The following is a 15143-nucleotide window of genomic DNA, read 5'->3' as shown; positions in this document are numbered from 1 at the left end:
ATATTATTGTAGTAGTATTGGCACAGTTAAGCGGTTACGGTTGACAGTACAGGTGTGAGCAAGGGGAAACTGAATGGCTGCAGGCAGAAATCGTCCGCAAAGTATCCATGGTTGGGTGGCCGAAGAGCTGGGAACCCGCATTGTTAGTGGGGTTTATACGCCGGGTGAATATATTCCGAACGAAGCTGCCATTGGCGCAGAACTGGATGTATCGCGCACCGCGCTGCGTGAAGCCTTTAAAATTCTCACTGCCAAAGGCTTAATTGAGGCTCGCCCCAAACTGGGCACACGCGTGCGGCCGCGGCAGTATTGGAATATGTTCGATACCGAAATACTCAGTTGGTGTTTTGAGTCTAAGCCTACGCCAAAGTTTTTTGTTTCACTGTTTGAAGTACGGGAAATTTTTGAACCGGCCTCTGCAGAGCTGGCAGCGAAAAACAGCACTGCTGAGCAGATAAAATTGCTGGCTAAAGCTTATAAAGATATGGAAAAAGCTAAGCTGGGCACTGATGAAGTATTCTCCAGCGATCTGAATTTCCACCTCTGTGTGCTGAATGCCACTAACAATGAATTTATGATTTCGCTGGGTATGACCATCCAAACGGCGTTGATGGGGTTATTCCGTCTGAGCAGTTCAATTGGTGATGAATATACCGAAGCCCTGCCGGCGCACAAAGCGGTGTATGAGGCGATAGCCGCAGGCGATGCGCAAGGCGCCAAACAAGCCATGTCGCGTTTACTCAGCCGGTCAAAAGAAAACCTCGATTATGCCCTGACCAATTTTACCGGCAGCGGCGCATAAAACACTAAGCGGTACGCTAAAAATAAGCAGTAAACCAATAGTTGTTAACTAAACTTTTGGCTTACTGCCTTGCCATCTCTGCGCTACAGTTACAGCGCTTTAACCTGCACACTGGCATCATTATCTACAGCCAGCATATTTTGCAGTGGCTGGCCAAATGGCGCTGCGCCAATTTCAAACACATCACCGGCCTTTGTCTCAAAACCATCGCCAAAACTCAAGGTTGCGGTGCCAAAGAAATGCACATGGACATCGCCCGGGCGGCAGAACTGGCGGTATTTAAAATGGTGCGCCTCAAGGTTGGCAATGCTGTGCGACATATTTTGCTCACCGCTGACAAAAGGTTTTTGCCACACAGTTTCGCCGTTACGGATAATCCGCGAGTGGCCGCGAATATCAGCCGGTAACTCGCCTACCAGCAGCTCAGGGCCGAACGAGCATGGTCGTAGTTTCGAATGCGCCAGATACAGGTAGTTCTGCCGCTCGGTTTTATGATCAGAGAACTCATTACCAATAGCAAAGCCAAGCCGGTACGGTTGTCCTTGCGGGCCAATCAGGTACAAACCGGCAATTTCCGGCTCTTCGCCGCCATCTAACGCAAACGCAGGGGAGGTTAACGCTGCCCCTGGTGCGACGACAATGCTGCCATCGCCTTTATAGAACCATTCCGGCTGCACGCCTTGCTGGCCAGCTACAGGCTTGCCGCCTTCTACTCCCAGCTTAAACATTTTCATGGTATCGGTCAGCTCAGAGTCGGCTTTGCCGGATGTCTGTGCATGCATAGTGGCGCGGGTGTCGGCGCTGCCTAAGTGGGTCAGGCCGGTGCCCGTTATCAGCATATGGGCGGCATCGTCCGGGTGGTCATAGGGCGGCAGCAAGCGTTGTTGCTGAATAATGTCGGTATAGCTTAACGTGGTGTCGCTTTTCAGGGCCAGACTTTGCTGTTGCAATGACAGTTGGTTGCTTAGCGCCAGCTGTGCCAACTGATAAACCGAACTGACGCTATGCAGCACTGTAACGCTGTCGGCTGAATTAACAATAGCTACAGCGCGCTGTTTGTCTGATGTATAAAACTGAATAAGACGCATGGTGTTCCTCTTATTACAAAAAGTAGTACAAAAAAGCCGGCCGCGGCATATTAGCTTGCAGCCGGCAAATAAGTTATTTCACCGCTTCGGTGATACCTTCGGATGTCATAATGATGCGTTTAATGCTGCCATCTTCGTTGTAGTACAGTGGATCTATTGCCACCGCACGGCGGAATTCGCCGCCGTCAGGTTGTGATGCGCCGGTGTGGTAGATAAAGAACCATTTATCTTTAAACCCGATAATCGACTGATGGTTAGTCGGCGAGTTGCCAGCCACTTCGTTCAGAATGCCGCGATACTGCCAGGGGCCATGAATACTTTTGCTGGTGGCATAGGCAATTTTTTCCGGGAAGCCGGAGGCATAGGACAGATAGTAAATGTCGCCACGTTTATGCACCCACAAGGCTTCAGTAAAATCGGGTATATCGATGGTGTTAATCGGGCCGTCGAGTTCAATCATATTGTCTTTCAGTTTGGCGTAGCGTGCTTTGGTGTTACCCCAAAACAGATAAGACTGGCCGTCATCGTCGGTAAACACGGCCGGGTCTATGTCGTCCCAGTCAATCTCGGTGTCGGTGGTCATATCATTGGTAATAAGTGCCTTGCCTAGCGCATCTTTAAACGGCCCCAGTGGGTTGTCGGCTACCGCAACGCCAATAGCAAAGCCATTAATAGTGGTGTGGCGCACGGTAACAAACCAATAAAACTTGCCATTTTTTTCAATCACATGTGAGGCCCAGGCATCGCCTTTGGCCCATTTAAAGTCTTTGGTGCTGAGTTTAGGGCCATGGCGTTGCCAGTTCAGCATATCGGTCGATGAAAACACCAGCCAGTCATGCATGACAAAAAAGCCTTTGTTGTCTGGCGCTTCATCATGGCCGGTGTACAGGTATACGGTGTCGTTGTGCACTATCGCAGCTGGATCGGCGGTGCGTATGTCCTTAAAAATCGGGTTGGCGCTGGCAGCTATTGCCCAGCTTAAGCCCAGTAGCAGTAGTAGTGTTTTCATAAGTCCCCTGTCGATATTTGTAATTGTCAGATTTGAATTATAGTATTACTAATAAGCTGCTTTGACAGCTGTTTTACCCCATTGGCACCTTGCCGATTTTGCTGCCGGAGAAAAAAATCACTTGTAACCTTTCCAAGGTTTTAGTATTAGTAATACAATAATATTAAATTAAGCTATTGCGAGATGCAACCATGGCAGATAACGACGACAAAAAGAGTGGCAACAAGACAGTATTACGATCAGCAAGCTGGTTCGGCACTAATGACAAAAACGGTTTTATGTACCGTAGTTGGATGAAAAATCAGGGTATTCCGGATCACCACTTTCAAGGCAGGCCGGTTATCGGTGTGTGTAATACCTGGTCAGAGTTAACGCCGTGCAATGCTCATTTTCGTGAAATTGCCGAGCGGGTAAAAAATGGTATTCGTGAAGCAGGTGGTATTCCGGTTGAATTTCCGGTGTTTTCCAATGGCGAGTCGAATTTACGCCCTACTGCAATGTTAACCCGTAACCTGGCTGCGATGGATACTGAAGAGTCTATCCGCGGTAATCCGATAGACGGCGTAGTGCTGCTGGTGGGCTGCGACAAAACCACACCGGCGTTACTAATGGGGGCTGCCAGCTGCGATTTGCCCACTATCGTTGTTACCGGCGGCCCGATGTTAAATGGTAAACATAAAGGCCAGGATGTTGGCTCCGGTACTTTGGTGTGGCGGATGCATGAAGATTTAAAAGCCGGCAATATTGATATGAACGAATTTTTAAGCGCCGAAGCCGGCATGTCACGCTCTGCCGGTACCTGTAATACCATGGGCACCGCCTCTACCATGGCCTGTATGGCTGAATCGCTCGGTACCAGCTTGCCACATAATGCGGCTATTCCGGCAGTGGATTCACGCCGCTATGTGCTGGCGCATTTGTCCGGTATGCGCATTGTTGAGATGGTGCATGAAGATTTACGCCTGTCGAAAATTCTGACTAAAGATGCATTTTTAAATGCGATCCGTACCAATGCGGCTATCGGTGGTTCAACCAATGCCGTGATCCATTTAAAAGCTATCGCCGGGCGGATTGGCGTGGATTTAAGCCTGGACGACTGGGAGCATGGCCGCGGTGTGCCCACCATTGTGAATTTACAGCCATCCGGCAAATATCTGATGGAAGAGTTTTATTACGCAGGTGGCTTACCGGCGGTACATCGCCGGCTGGGTGAGTTGGGTGTGCTGACAAAAGACGCGCTGACGGTAAACGGCAAAACTATCTGGGACAACGTTAAAGACGCGCAGTGTCATAACGATGATGTCATTCGCCCGCTGGATAACCCGCTGGTGGCGAACGGCGGCATCTGTATTTTACGCGGTAATCTGGCTCCCCGCGGCGCGGTATTAAAGCCCTCTGCGGCCAGCCCGCATCTGATGAAGCACCGCGGCAAGGCCGTAGTATTTGAAAATTTCGATCAATACAAAGCACGCATTAACGACCCTGAGCTGGATATCGACGAGAACAGCGTAATGGTATTGAAAAACTGTGGCCCCAAAGGCTACCCCGGCATGGCCGAAGTTGGCAATATGGGCCTGCCGCCAAAAGTGCTGAAAAAAGGCATTAAAGATATGGTGCGTATTTCTGATGCGCGGATGAGTGGTACCGCCTTTGGCACAGTTGTGTTGCATGTCACACCCGAAGCGATGGAACTGGGCCCGCTGGCCGCCGTGCAGGAAGGCGATTACATTCAGCTGGATGCCGAGAATGGCCTGTTGCAACTGGAAGTGTCGGATGCTGAACTGGCGGCTCGGCTGGAAAAACTAAAATCTACCCAGGTCATTATGCGTACCGGTGGTTATATGGAAATGTATCGCGAACGGGTATTGCAGGCCGATGAAGGCTGCGACTTTGATTTTCTGGTGGGCTGTCGCGGTGCAGCGGTGCCGGCACATTCGCATTAAACATAATAAAAACGGCGCCTGCTACAGCAGGCGGTTAAACAGGGTTAGCTATGAAGTTAAGTAACAATTATCCCAGCTTGCGGGATAAAACCGTATTTATCTCCGGTGGCGGTTCCGGCATTGGTGCTTGCCTGGTTGAAGCCTTTTATCGTCAGGGCGCCAAAGTGGCGTTTGTTGATATCCTTGAAGCAGAATCCCAGGCGTTGATTAGCCGGTTACAGGCATTGGCGGATGACAACCGGCAACATGGTGCAGTGCGTTTTTACAGTTGCGATCTGACTAATATCGAGCGCTTAAAGCAGGTTATTGGCCAGACTGAGCAGGATTTAGGGGCTATTGCGGTACTTATTAATAACGCGGCCAGTGACACCCGGCATCACTTTTTGGATGTAACAGAGGAGTACTGGGATCAGCGCATGCAAATTAACCTGCGCCATCAGTTTTTCGCTATTCAGGCGGTGTATCCGCAGATGAAAAAACTCGGTGGTGGCTCAGTGATTAACCTTGGCTCGATGAGCTGGTACGAAAGCCAGGGCGGCATGCCGGGCTATACCAGTGCCAAAGCTGCCGTATTGGGTTTAACCCGGGGCTTAGCACGGGATTTAGGCCCGGATAAAATCCGCGTTAATACGTTAACACCAGGCTGGGTAATGACCGAGCGCCAGTTAACCCACTGGGTGACACCGGAAACTGCCCTGGATATCGAGAAAAACCAGTGCCTTAAAGACAGCGTGATGCCGGAAGATGTCGCGGCTATGGCACTGTTTCTCGCCTCTGACGACAGCAGGCTTTGCACAGCACAGAACTTTATTGTAGACGGCGGCTGGATTTAACCAGCTGCGCTAACTTAACAGGACCAAGATTATGCGTATTACCGGCAAACAACTGATCAACGGCCAATGGCTGGCAGGTGAAGCAGGGCAATATCAGGCCATTAACCCGGCAACCGGCCAGAAAATAGCCCCAGCATTAAGCTATGCCAGCAAGGCCCAGGTTGCCTCAGCTGTAGCGGCAGCAGAAGCTGCAGCGCCCTTGTATGCAAACACCAGTGCGGCACAGCGGGCAGAGTTTTTACAGCGCTGCGCGGAAGAAGTAATGGCGTTGGGGGACGAGCTAATTGAACGGGTAATGCAGGAGACCGGCTATCCGCGCGGCCGGGTTGAAGGTGAGCGTGGTCGTATTTGTCATCAGCTGCGCTTATTTGCCAGCTCCATTCGCACGGGTGATTATCTCGATATCCGCATTGATACGGCGTTACCAGAGCGCCAGCCACTGCCAAGGCCGGATATACGTTTTATGAACCAGCCGCTTGGGCCGGTTGTGGTATTTGGCGCCAGTAACTTTCCGTTGGCGTTCTCGGTCGCCGGTGGCGATACCGCTGCAGCGCTGGCAGCAGGCTGCCCGGTGCTGGTAAAAGGCCATAATTCGCACCCTGGCAGCTGTGAGTTAGTAGCGCAGGCGCTGGATAACGCCGTTAAAGCCTGTGGTTTACCCTCTGGTGTGTTCTCTTTATTAATGGGTTCTGGCCGGGAAATTGGCTCTGAGCTGGTAGTAGCACCCGCCGTAAAAGCAGTCGGTTTTACCGGCTCACTGGCCGGAGGTATGGCGCTGTTCAAACTGGCTAATGACCGGCCGGAGCCAATACCGGTATTCGCCGAGATGGGCAGTGTTAACCCGGTGGTATTTCTGCCACAGGCGCTGCAGCAATCAGGCGCAGTATTAGCCCAAGGCTATGTGGCTTCGTTAACCCTGGGCTGTGGTCAGTTTTGTGTTAACCCTGGCGTGGCCGTAGCTATAGCCGGACCAGAGCTGGACAGCTTTATGCAAAGCGCGGCTGAAGCACTGGCGAAAACACCGGCCGGCGTGATGCTGAATGACAATATTGCCGATGCCTACAATAAAGGTGTGGCTGAGCTGGCAGCACAGCCAGGCGTGAGTATCGCCGGCAGCGGCGCAGCCGTTACTGCAGAGCAGGGCTTTTATACTCAGGCGCAGTTATTTAAAGTGGCTGCGGCTACCTTTTTGGCCAACCCGCATTTACAGGAAGAAGTGTTTGGCCACACCTCGGTGGTGGTGGTCTGTAACGATAACAATCAGTTGCTCCAGGTAGTGAGTAGCCTTAAAGGCCAGCTAACCGGCACTATTCACTGCACAGAGCCGGAATTGGCCGGGCAAAGTAAACTGGTGCAGTTGCTGCGCAGCAAAGTTGGCCGGTTGGTGATTAATAACTTCCCGACAGGCGTGGAAGTGTGCGATGCGATGATGCATGGCGGGCCTTTCCCGGCAGCAACCGATGCCCGTTTTACTTCAGTAGGTACCGCCTCAATTGCCCGTTTTATCCGGCCAATATGTTTCCAAAACTACCCACAGGCACTGTTACCGCAAGAGCTGCAAGATAGCAATCCGCTGCAAATCTCACGGCTAGTCAATGGTGAGCGCACTACTGCTGCGGTAGAAGCTGCGGTAGCGAGCGTCAGCTAATGGCAGCGGCAATGTCAGTTAGCAGTCGTGAGCTGGCGCATCCTGCGCTGGCGCAACCGCTACAGCTGATCACTCTGGATAATGGCAATGACTTAACAGCTACGCTGTCGACGCTGGGGGCTGGCATCTGGTCAGTTACCCAGCTGGATGAAAGCGGTATAGCGGCCGAACTGGTGCTGAATTATCAGGACCCGGCGCAGTGGGCAGTAAATCCGTACTATTTTGGCGTCACCATTGGCCGGGTGGCTAACCGCATTGCTGCTGCGGCGTTTGAGCTTGATGGCAAGCAGGTCAAGCTTGCCGCTAACGAGGGCGCCAACCAGCTGCATGGCGGGCCAGAAGGGCTTGGCAGTCGCTTCTGGCAATACCGTACTGAGCAACAGGCCGACAGCGTGGCGGTGATCTTCAGCTGCCAAAGTGCCGATGGTGATCAGGGCTACCCCGGTAATGTGGTGCTGGAAGTTTGCTACCGGCTGAACCGCGATAACGAGCTTAGCATCGACTATTACGCCACTACCGATAAGCTTACGCCGCTATCGTTAACTAACCATTGTTACTGGAATCTGGCGGCTAAACCCGGTGCTGATGTGCTGGGGCATACATTATGGCTTAACGCCGGCCATACCTTAGAGGTTAATCAGCAGTTGGTGCCTAACGGTAACTTGCTGGCGGTGGCGGGTACGGCCTTTGATTTTCAGCAGGCCAAAACTATCGGCCGCGATATAGCGCAACTTACTAATGGCTATGATCATTTTTTTGTGTTGAATAACATCAATAAACAGCAGCCACAACTGGCGGCTGTGCTCACAGATCCGGGCTCAGGCCGGGTGATGGACATTCTCACCACTGAGGCCGGTATGCAGTTTTACAGTGGCAATTTTCTCGATGGCAGCCTGAACGGCGCCGATGGGTTGCCGCTTAGCAAATTTGCCGGGCTGTGCCTGGAAACCCATGCTTACCCTAATGCAGTTAATCTGCCGCAGTTTCCATCGATTTTAATTACACCGGCGCAGGCCTACCGGCAGCGCACTATTTATCGTTTTTATACACAGAGGATAAGCTAAACCGCCAAGCGCGATCGCAACGGGGCACAGACCCCGCATCGCATAACTTATAAAACTGCCGGGGTAACCCGGTCAACGGGGACAAGGTATGAAAATTAAACGTCTGTTAGGCGCCACAGCTATGCTGGTGCTGTCTTCTTCGCTGGCACTATCTTCTTTGGCGAGGGCCACCACCATTGGCTTTTCGCAGGTGGGTTCAGAAAGCGGCTGGCGCAGCAGTTTCAGTGAGTCGGTTAAGCAAGAAGCCGCCGCGCGTAAAATCGACTTAAAATTTGCTGATGCGCAGCAAAAACAGGAAAACCAGATCCGTGCGGTACGTGGCTTCATTGCCCAGCGGGTCGATGCCATTATTATTGCGCCGGTGGTTGAAACCGGCTGGGCGCCGGTGCTGCGTGAGGCCAAACGGGCGCGTATTCCGGTGGTGATTGTCGATCGTAATGTGCAGCTAAATGACGACTCATTATTTTTAACCCGTATTGCCTCAGACTTTACCGAGGAAGGCCGCAAAGTTGCCCGCTGGCTGATGCAAAAAACCGACGGTAACTGCGCCATAGTTGAGCTACAGGGTACCGTGGGGGCCACGGCCGCCATTGACCGCGCCAAAGGCTTTAACGAAGTATTGGCAGAGTACCCCGCTGCAAAAATTATCCGCAGCCAGACCGCTGAATTTACCCGCAGTAAAGGCAAAGAAGTGATGGAAAGTTTTCTTAAAGCCGAGCAGGGCGGCCGCAATATCTGTGCTTTGTGGGCGCATAACGATGAAATGGCGCTGGGGGCGATTCAGGCTATTAAAGAAGCAGGCTTAAAACCGGGCCAGGATATTTTGGTAGTGGCGGTGGACGGCGTACCGGACTATTTCAAAGCCATGGCCGACGGTGAAGCCAATGCCACCGTTGAGCTTGATCCGCACCTGGGCGGCCCGGCCTTTGATGTGATAGCGGCTTACTTAAGTGGCGATAAATCGATACCTAAATACATTAATAATACCGGCGAGCTGTTCAGCCAGGATACGGCAGCAGCCGAATATCAGAAGCGTACCAATAAATAACTGACTGGCAGCGTAGGTTCGGCCTTCGCTGCCGCAAAGTACAGGAGCCATTTATGACTACGCCATCTCTGGTATTAGAGCTGAAACAGGTCTGTAAACATTTTCCCGGCGTTAAGGCGCTGCAAGATGTCGATTTACGTTTATTTGCCGGTGAAGTACACGCTCTGCTCGGCGAAAACGGCGCCGGTAAATCTACACTGGTTAAGGTAATGACCGGCGCGCTGGCCAAAAGCAGCGGTGACATTTACTTTAACGGCCAAAACTGCAGCTTTGCCAGCCCGGCTGCAGCACAACAAGCCGGTATTAGTACCGTGTATCAGGAGGTGAATTTACTGCCTAACCTGAGCGTGGCACAAAACCTGTTTCTGGGCCATGAACCGCGCCGCTTTGGCTTAATTCAGCACCAAAAAATGCAGCAGCAGGCGCAGCAGTTATTGCTGCGTTTTAAGCTTAATATCGACGTTACTGCCCCATTAGCGCAATATTCTGTCGCCGTACAGCAACTGATTGCCATTGCCCGTGGCGTAGCAATGTCGGCTAAAGTGCTGGTGCTGGACGAACCGACTGCCAGCCTTGATAGCAGTGAAGTGCAGATGTTGTTTGACGTAATGCGCCAGCTGCGTGAGCAGGGGGTGGCGATAGTGTTTATTACCCACTTCCTTGATCAGGTGTATCAGATAAGTGATCGCATTACCGTGCTGCGTAACGGCAGCAAAGTAGGCGAATACCTGGCGGCTGATTTACCGCGTTCCCGGCTGATTGAAGCCATGCTCGGCAAAGAGTTGCAACAGCTGACACATCAGGCTGCTACCACCACGCCAGCCGTAGCTGAGCCGCTGCTGGTACTGAACAATATTGCAGTAAAGGGCTCAATTAGTGGTGTTTCGCTAACGGTAGCACAAGGCCAGGCTGTCGGATTGGCCGGGTTGCTTGGCTCTGGCCGTACCGAGGTGTGTCGTGCTGTGTATGGTGTTGATGCTTTAAGCCAGGGCGAGATTCAGTTTGGCGGTAAAACTTTGCGGTTGCAGCAGCCTGCTGATGCGATAAAAGCCGGTATTGCGCTGTGTCCGGAAGAGCGCAAAACAGAGGGCATTATCGGCCCTTTATCCATTCGCGAAAACATTATGCTGGCACTGCAGGCTCGTCGTGGCTGGTGGCGCTATTTGCCGGTTAAACAACAGCAACAATTGGCGGCGTTCTATATCGACAAGCTGCAAATTGCCACGCCGGATGCCGACAAACCTATTGAGCAACTAAGCGGTGGCAATCAGCAAAAGGTGATCCTGGCGCGCTGGCTGGCCATTAATCCGCAATTACTTATTCTGGACGAACCCACCCGCGGCATTGATATTGGCGCCCACGCCGAAATTTTATTACTGATTAAAAGCCTGTGTCAGCAAGGTATGTCGCTGCTGGTCACCTCGTCTGAGCTGGAGGAATTGGTCGCTTTTGCCGGTAAAGTCGTGGTGCTGCGCGACCGGCAAAAAGTGACGGAATTAAGCGGCGACACTATGACTGCCCCGCATATTATGCAGGCTATTGCAGAGGGATAAATGAAACAGACTCAATCTTGCGCCGACAGCTTACAGCAGGCGCGGCTGGCACGTTACAGCCCTGGCAGCATTAAAGCGTCGGCGCGTTATTTGTGGCCACTGGCAGCGCTAATGTTGCTGCTGGCGGTAAACCTGCTGCTGGATGCCAGCTTTTTTCAGCTAAGTTTCCAGGACGGCCGCTTGTATGGCTCGTTAATTGATATTTTAAACCGTAGTGCGCCGGTAGCATTGCTGGCAATAGGTATGAGCCTGGTGATTGCTACCGGCGGTATTGATTTGTCAGTCGGGGCCGTGATGGCCATTGCCGGTGCAGTATGCGCGAATTTATTGTTGCAGACAGAGTTACCGTTGGCATTGGTGATTGCAGCCGGGCTGGCGACCGGTATTGCTGCTGGCCTTATTAATGGCACTCTGGTCAGTTATCTGAAAATTCAGCCGATTGTGGCTACCTTATTGCTGATGGTGGCCGGGCGCGGTGTCGCCCAGCTGATTAACCAGGGCCAGATAGTAACCTTTTTGCGGCCCGATTTTGCCTGGCTTGGTACCGGTAGTTGGTTAGGGCTGCCGCTGCCAATCTGGCTGGTTATCGGCATGTTTGCTTTAAGCCAGCTACTGCTGCGGCGCACCGCGCTGGGCCTGTTTATTGAGGCGGTAGGCTGCAATGCTACCGCCAGCCGTTATTTAGGTGTTAACGATAAAGCGATAAAGCTGTTTGTCTATGCCTTTGCCGGCTTTTGTGCGGCGCTGGCCGGTATGATCAGCGCCGCCGACATTCAGGGCTCGGATGCCAATAACGCCGGTTTATGGCTGGAGCTGGATGCCATTCTGGCGGTGGTGATTGGTGGTGCGGTGCTCAGCGGCGGACGGTTTTCACTGCTGTTGTCGGTTATCGGCGTGCTGATTATTCAAAGTTTAAGCACCACTATTATTGTCAGTGGTGTACCGGCCAAATTTAACTTATTGATTAAAGCCCTGGTAGTGCTGCTGGTGCTGTTGCTGCAGTCAGATAAGTTCCGCCGCCAGCTAAGCAGCTGGTTACCCAAGTTGCGAAAGTGGCGTAAAGGAGATAAGGCATGATGTCGGTGCGCTATTTACCCTTGTGGATCACGGCGGCGTTGCTGTGCCTGTTGTTTGGCATTGGTGGCTGGCAGTTTGACGGCTTTGCCTCACTGGCCGTGGTGAGTAATTTGTTTAGTGACAATGCCTTTTTACTGATTGTCGCGCTGGGTATGACACTGGTGATTATCTCCGGTGGTATTGATTTATCCGTCGGTGCAGTGATTGCGCTCAGTGGCGTGGCCGCCAGTTTACTGATCAGCCAGTACCAGTGGCACCCGCTGCTGGCTTTTGCGCTGATCCTGCCGGTGGCGGCGTTATTTGGTGCGCTGATGGGCGTGCTGATCCACGTTTATAAACTGCAGCCGTTTATTGTCACGCTGGCAGGCATGTTTCTGGCACGTGGTCTGGCAACCACGCTCAGTGAAGAATCAGTAGCCATCAACCACAGCTTTTACGATGCGATAGCTGAATTTGGCTTTGCGCTGCCCGGCGGCGGCTGGGTAGGTGCTTCAACCATGATCTTTATCGTGTTGTTGTTGCTGGTTATTGTGCTGATGCACTACAGCCGCTTTGGTACTTATGTCTATGCGCTGGGCGGTAATAGTCAGTCAGCTGAGCTGATGGGCGTGCCGGTAGCGCGCACCACTATAGCCATCTATGTACTAAGTAGTGTGCTGGCGGCGCTGGCCGGTATCGTGTTTACCTTTTATACCTTTTCCGGCTATGCCCTGGCCGGCGTTGGCATGGAGCTGGATGCGATTGCTGCCGTAGTTATTGGCGGTACTTTGCTAACCGGCGGTAGTGGTTTTGTTATCGGTACAGTGTTGGGGGTGCTGCTGATGGGCGTGATCCAGACCTATATTATTTTTGATGGCAGTTTAAGCAGCTGGTGGACCAAAATTGTTATCGGCTTGCTGTTGTTCGGTTTTATTGTGCTGCAAAAATTACTCAGCCGGCGCACTGCATTAACAACAGCGGCACGGAGTACTGCTCATGGCTAACAGCGAAAACCTGCAACTATTAGCCAGTATCAACGTAAAAAACCGCCTGGGCGAAGGTATTTTCTGGCACGCGGCCAGCGGCAGTGTGTGGTGGACAGATATTCACGGCCAAGCCTTGTTTCAGCTGCGCTGGCCAGAGCAAACACTACGTCAATGGCCACTGCCTGAGCGCATCAGCTGTTTTACGTTGTTAAATGCTACCGATCCGATGGCAAGCCGCTACCCCTTGCTGGTGGCCTTTGCCAGCGGGTTGGCACTGTATAACCCCGATAGCGGCGCTATCTTGTGGCTGGCAAAACCCCAACAGCAATTAAGCGGCAACCGCTTTAACGATGGCCGCGTCGACCGCCAGGGCCGGTTCTGGGCCGGCACTATGGTAGAGCAGGCAACAGCAGATACCGCTGCCAGCGGCAGCTTGTACCGGCTGGATCAAAAAGGTTGTCAGCAGATGCTGAGCGGCCTGCGTATTCCTAATGCGCTGTGCTGGAACCACGATAGCAGCCTGATGTACCACGCTGATTCACCACTACGGCAAATTAACCGGTACCGGTTCGATGCGGCCAGCGGTGATATTGGCAGGGCAGAGCCGTTTGCGACAGTGCCTGCAGGTAGCGAGCCGGATGGCGCCATTATTGATGCCGATGATCACCTATTGTGTGCCATGTGGGGCGGCAGTGCACTGGCCCGCTATGCAGCCGATGGCAGCCTGGCGGCGCTTTACCCACTGCCGGTAACACAACCCACCTGTGTTGCGCTCGGTGGCGACAAGCTGGATATTTTATTTGTTACCACCGCAACCGAGGGCTTAAGTGCTGAGCAGCTTAACCAGCAAACACAAGCGGGGAATTTATTGGTTTATCAGTACCCGCACCAGGGCCTAACCGAGCCACAACTGGCGGTAATGCCGTGGCAGCAACTGGCACAGCGCTATCACGGAGGTGCTGAATGAGGGTTTTACCATTATTAGCAGGCATGTTGCTGCTAACTGGCTGCCAGCCAGCCAAAACGGCGACTGACAACTTAGCTGCGGCGCAGCCGGTGGTGGTAAACAGCGAGGTTTCCGCTGCTTTTATTCCACGGCGGGCCGATCCCTGGGTGTATAAAGCCGACAATGGCTATTACTTTACCGCCTCGGTGCCGGAGTTTGACCGGATAGAGCTGCGTTTTAGCCCCAACATAGCTGGCCTGGCCAACGCGCAGGCAAAAACCGTTTGGCGCAAAAAAGCCAGCGGGCCGATGAGCGCCAATATCTGGGCGCCAGAGCTGCACCGGATAGACGGCGTCTGGTATTTGTATGTCGCAGCTGGCGAGGCTGAAAGGCCGTTTCAGATCCGTATGTATGTGTTGGCCAATAGCGCTGCCGATCCTATGCAGGGCCAATGGCAGGAGCTGGGGCAGATGCAAAGCGCGTTGGACAGTTTTTCACTTGATGCCACGGTGTTTGTCCACCGCGGCCAGCATTATATGGTGTGGGCGCAGCAGGATGCCGCGCGCAGCTACAACAGTGCTTTAGTGCTGGCAAAAATGGCCACGCCAACCCGGCTGGAGGCGCCTGAAGTGATTATCAGCCAACCCGAATTCAGCTGGGAGCAGCAGGGCTATAAAGTTAATGAAGGCGCCGCGGTGCTTAAGCGCCATGGCAAAATCTTTATCGCTTATTCAGCCAGTGCGACTGATCACCGCTATGCCATGGGGTTGCTGTGGGCCGATGAAAATGCCGATTTGCTTGACCCGCAAAGCTGGCATAAAGCGCCTGAGCCGGTATTTCAGACCCGGCCGGAATTTAATCGCTATGGCCCCGGCCATAACAGCTTTGTAGTTGGTGATAACGGTGAAGATCTGATGTTTTACCACGCCCGCGAAACTCAGCAACTGCAAGGCTCGCCGTTAACCGACGGCAACCGTCATACCCGCTGGCGGCAAATACACTGGTCGGCTAGCGGCTTACCGTTATTTAACGATCATCAACCGGATTAATTCACTGTCAGTAGTAAGACAATAGCCGCGCTGTAATCGCGGTTTAAGCGGGATTTTTCGCTTAAATTTAAAAAGTAATACAATAATATTAGTGAGCGAAAGGGTGATTCTGTCACTA

At 52.6% G+C, this 15143-nt stretch carries 13 protein-coding genes; 11 read left to right on the top strand and 2 right to left on the bottom strand.

What is annotated here, in order from left to right; genetic code table 11:
- Positions 1-73 precede the first annotated feature (73 nt).
- The gene (locus AR688_RS10095) at positions 74-802 is read left to right on the top strand and encodes a FadR/GntR family transcriptional regulator (protein ID WP_068232836.1); all 729 of its coding nucleotides are present in this window, start codon (positions 74-76) and stop codon (positions 800-802) included.
- Positions 803-891: 89 nt separating this feature from the next.
- Here AR688_RS10095 and araD1 read toward each other — a convergent pair whose 3' ends face one another.
- Together araD1 and AR688_RS10085 are read right to left on the bottom strand one after the other, a co-directional pair.
- The gene (araD1, locus tag AR688_RS10090; protein WP_068232829.1) at positions 892-1890 is read right to left on the bottom strand and encodes an AraD1 family protein; all 999 of its coding nucleotides are present in this window, start codon (positions 1888-1890) and stop codon (positions 892-894) included.
- Between the two features lie 73 nt (positions 1891-1963).
- Entirely contained in the window at positions 1964-2899 is a 936-nt protein-coding gene (locus tag AR688_RS10085; protein WP_068232823.1) for a glycoside hydrolase family 43 protein, read from the bottom strand.
- A 191-nt stretch (positions 2900-3090) separates the two neighbouring features.
- On the opposite strand from AR688_RS10085, the gene AR688_RS10080 reads away from it, so the two are divergent.
- From AR688_RS10080 to AR688_RS10035, 10 genes are all read left to right on the top strand, one after another.
- Complete coding sequence (locus AR688_RS10080; RefSeq protein ID WP_068232820.1) at positions 3091-4842, top strand: IlvD/Edd family dehydratase; 1752 nt, start codon at positions 3091-3093, stop codon at positions 4840-4842.
- Positions 4843-4892: 50 nt separating this feature from the next.
- Positions 4893-5675 carry an SDR family NAD(P)-dependent oxidoreductase gene (locus AR688_RS10075; RefSeq protein WP_068232818.1) on the top strand — a complete coding sequence of 261 codons (783 nt, stop codon included), beginning with the start codon at positions 4893-4895 and terminating at the stop codon, positions 5673-5675.
- Positions 5676-5706: 31 nt separating this feature from the next.
- Complete coding sequence (locus AR688_RS10070) at positions 5707-7323, top strand: aldehyde dehydrogenase (NADP(+)) (RefSeq protein ID WP_068232812.1); 1617 nt, start codon at positions 5707-5709, stop codon at positions 7321-7323.
- A gap of 11 nt (positions 7324-7334) precedes the next feature.
- Positions 7335-8387, top strand: coding sequence for an aldose epimerase family protein (locus tag AR688_RS10065; RefSeq protein WP_068234107.1), 1053 nt, complete (start codon positions 7335-7337; stop codon positions 8385-8387).
- 88 nt (positions 8388-8475) lie between these two features.
- A complete protein-coding gene (locus AR688_RS10060) occupies positions 8476-9435 on the top strand; it encodes an ABC transporter substrate-binding protein (RefSeq protein WP_068232808.1) in 960 nt (319 codons plus the stop codon).
- Positions 9436-9488: 53 nt separating this feature from the next.
- Positions 9489-10988 (top strand): sugar ABC transporter ATP-binding protein, encoded by a 1500-nt coding sequence (locus tag AR688_RS20185; protein ID WP_068232807.1) that lies wholly within the window; start codon positions 9489-9491, stop codon positions 10986-10988.
- Positions 10989-12065 carry an ABC transporter permease gene (locus AR688_RS20180; protein ID WP_156420275.1) on the top strand — a complete coding sequence of 359 codons (1077 nt, stop codon included), beginning with the start codon at positions 10989-10991 and terminating at the stop codon, positions 12063-12065. It begins immediately after the preceding gene.
- Entirely contained in the window at positions 12062-13048 is a 987-nt protein-coding gene (gene yjfF / locus AR688_RS10045; RefSeq protein WP_068232806.1) for a galactofuranose ABC transporter, permease protein YjfF, read from the top strand. The genes AR688_RS20180 and yjfF overlap by 4 nt, the downstream gene beginning before the upstream one ends.
- Positions 13041-13997, top strand: coding sequence for an SMP-30/gluconolactonase/LRE family protein (locus AR688_RS10040; protein ID WP_068232805.1), 957 nt, complete (start codon positions 13041-13043; stop codon positions 13995-13997). Before yjfF ends, AR688_RS10040 begins: the two co-directional genes overlap by 8 nt.
- On the top strand, positions 13994-15025 hold the full coding sequence (locus AR688_RS10035) for a glycoside hydrolase family 43 protein (RefSeq protein ID WP_068232803.1): 1032 nt from the start codon (positions 13994-13996) through the stop codon (positions 15023-15025). The genes AR688_RS10040 and AR688_RS10035 overlap by 4 nt, the downstream gene beginning before the upstream one ends.
- Positions 15026-15143: the final 118 nt, after the last annotated feature.

Source organism: Rheinheimera sp. EpRS3, assembly GCF_001513785.1.
GTDB lineage: Bacteria > Pseudomonadota > Gammaproteobacteria > Enterobacterales > Alteromonadaceae > Alishewanella.
This window is presented reverse-complemented; position numbering and strand designations above follow the sequence as displayed.

Bases quoted from the DNA above. Each gene is read 5' to 3' on its own strand.
- AR688_RS10080 (WP_068232820.1), top strand. From the start codon at position 3,091: ATGGCAGATAACGACGACAAAAAGAGTGGCAACAAGACAGTATTACGA.
- yjfF (WP_068232806.1), top strand. From the start codon at position 12,062: ATGATGTCGGTGCGCTATTTACCCTTGTGGATCACGGCGGCGTTGCTG.
- AR688_RS10040 (WP_068232805.1), top strand. From the start codon at position 13,041: ATGGCTAACAGCGAAAACCTGCAACTATTAGCCAGTATCAACGTAAAA.
- AR688_RS10085 (WP_068232823.1), bottom strand. From the start codon at position 2,899: ATGAAAACACTACTACTGCTACTGGGCTTAAGCTGGGCAATAGCTGCC.
- AR688_RS20185 (WP_068232807.1), top strand. From the start codon at position 9,489: ATGACTACGCCATCTCTGGTATTAGAGCTGAAACAGGTCTGTAAACAT.
- AR688_RS10075 (WP_068232818.1), top strand. From the start codon at position 4,893: ATGAAGTTAAGTAACAATTATCCCAGCTTGCGGGATAAAACCGTATTT.
- AR688_RS10060 (WP_068232808.1), top strand. From the start codon at position 8,476: ATGAAAATTAAACGTCTGTTAGGCGCCACAGCTATGCTGGTGCTGTCT.
- AR688_RS10095 (WP_068232836.1), top strand. From the start codon at position 74: ATGGCTGCAGGCAGAAATCGTCCGCAAAGTATCCATGGTTGGGTGGCC.
- AR688_RS10035 (WP_068232803.1), top strand. From the start codon at position 13,994: ATGAGGGTTTTACCATTATTAGCAGGCATGTTGCTGCTAACTGGCTGC.
- AR688_RS10065 (WP_068234107.1), top strand. From the start codon at position 7,335: ATGTCAGTTAGCAGTCGTGAGCTGGCGCATCCTGCGCTGGCGCAACCG.
- araD1 (WP_068232829.1), bottom strand. From the start codon at position 1,890: ATGCGTCTTATTCAGTTTTATACATCAGACAAACAGCGCGCTGTAGCT.
- AR688_RS20180 (WP_156420275.1), top strand. From the start codon at position 10,989: ATGAAACAGACTCAATCTTGCGCCGACAGCTTACAGCAGGCGCGGCTG.
- AR688_RS10070 (WP_068232812.1), top strand. From the start codon at position 5,707: ATGCGTATTACCGGCAAACAACTGATCAACGGCCAATGGCTGGCAGGT.